At 67.8% G+C, this 1166-nt stretch carries 1 protein-coding gene; it reads right to left on the reverse strand.

Annotated features, from left to right (window positions below; all coding sequences use genetic code 11):
• Positions 1-445 (reverse strand): hypothetical protein (locus tag ACIQOV_RS42220; protein WP_401056554.1); only part of this gene is annotated, 445 nt, incomplete at its 3' end.
• Between the last annotated feature and the right edge of the window lie 721 nt (positions 446-1166).

Here is a 1166-nt window from a genome sequence, read left to right on the forward strand (position 1 = left end):
CACAGATTGCGCCACCAGTCCCGGCGCGACTCTGGCTCGCCGACCGACTCCAGCCGCCGGTGCTTCCCGGCTCAACTGGTGTAGGTGGCTCCTCTTCCAGGGCCCGTGACCACAGATTGCGCCACCAGTCCCGGCGCGACTCTGGCTCGCCGACCGACTCCGGCCACCGATCCTCGTCTGGAGCGGTCTTGGAGCGTCTACAGAACACCTCGAATATGGCGTCGGCGACGTCCCCGTCGATGGGCACAGTCTTGCCGAGCATGGTCCGGCGGATGGTCTCCTTGCTCGCGGTGAAGGTGTCGTAGTCGGCTGCGATCGCGTCGGCGATCTCCTGGAGCGTCGGGCGGCTTGCCCGGCGGTAGTAGGCCCACAGCTCTTCCACGAAGTCGCGTCGCGCTCCCCGCGGCAGGTCGCGTTCGGACGGCATCCGCAAGACCTTCGCCACGTGTCCCTCCCTAGCTCGTGACCATCTGAGCCTAACGAAGACCACCAGAGACCTGCGATGACTACGCGATAACTCGTGAAGACTCACAGAAACCACCACTGGACTAGCTCTGACCAGCACAAACGTCCTTTCCCTACCACGTTGAGGCAGCCCCAGACTGGAACTGCGGGGCCGCTGAGGCTCTGCGGCGCACCTCCGTCAGAGGTGTGCCTGGCGTCGTTGTTCAGGAGGGGTAGCCATCAGCAGGACTCGGCCCAAGCGCCGCTCTCGTACCGTCCCTGCTCGTCAGGGACAGCCGCAACGCTCCGATCGCCGTGCGACGGTCCGGACAGCTGGCCTTGCGGTCCTCTCCGGTGCTATGACCGCGGTCGGGGGACTGATCGTCAACGGGATGGCGCGCTGGATCGGGCTGTGATTCACGCGCTGCCAGACGGCGACGGTCCGTCAAGCCGGCCGGTAGGGCTGATGTCCGAGCCAGCGTGCTGGGTGACCAATGGACACCATCGGAGTTGTCACTTCCTCCAAGGTCAGCAAGTCCCGTACATCGAATGTCGCAGCCCCAGGATCACCTGACCGGTGTGCCGTCCGGGCCGGGGTGGGTGGCCCCGGGGGGGGGCCCACCCCCCCCCCCAACACGGGCGCCCCCCCCGCCGGTGGGGGGCCCGGCCCCCCCCCCCCGGCCCCCCAACGGGGGGGAAGAAACACCCTTACGCACCCCCCC

This window comes from Kitasatospora sp. NPDC091257, from assembly GCF_044757675.1.
Lineage (GTDB): Bacteria > Actinomycetota > Actinomycetes > Streptomycetales > Streptomycetaceae > Kitasatospora > Kitasatospora lactacystinica.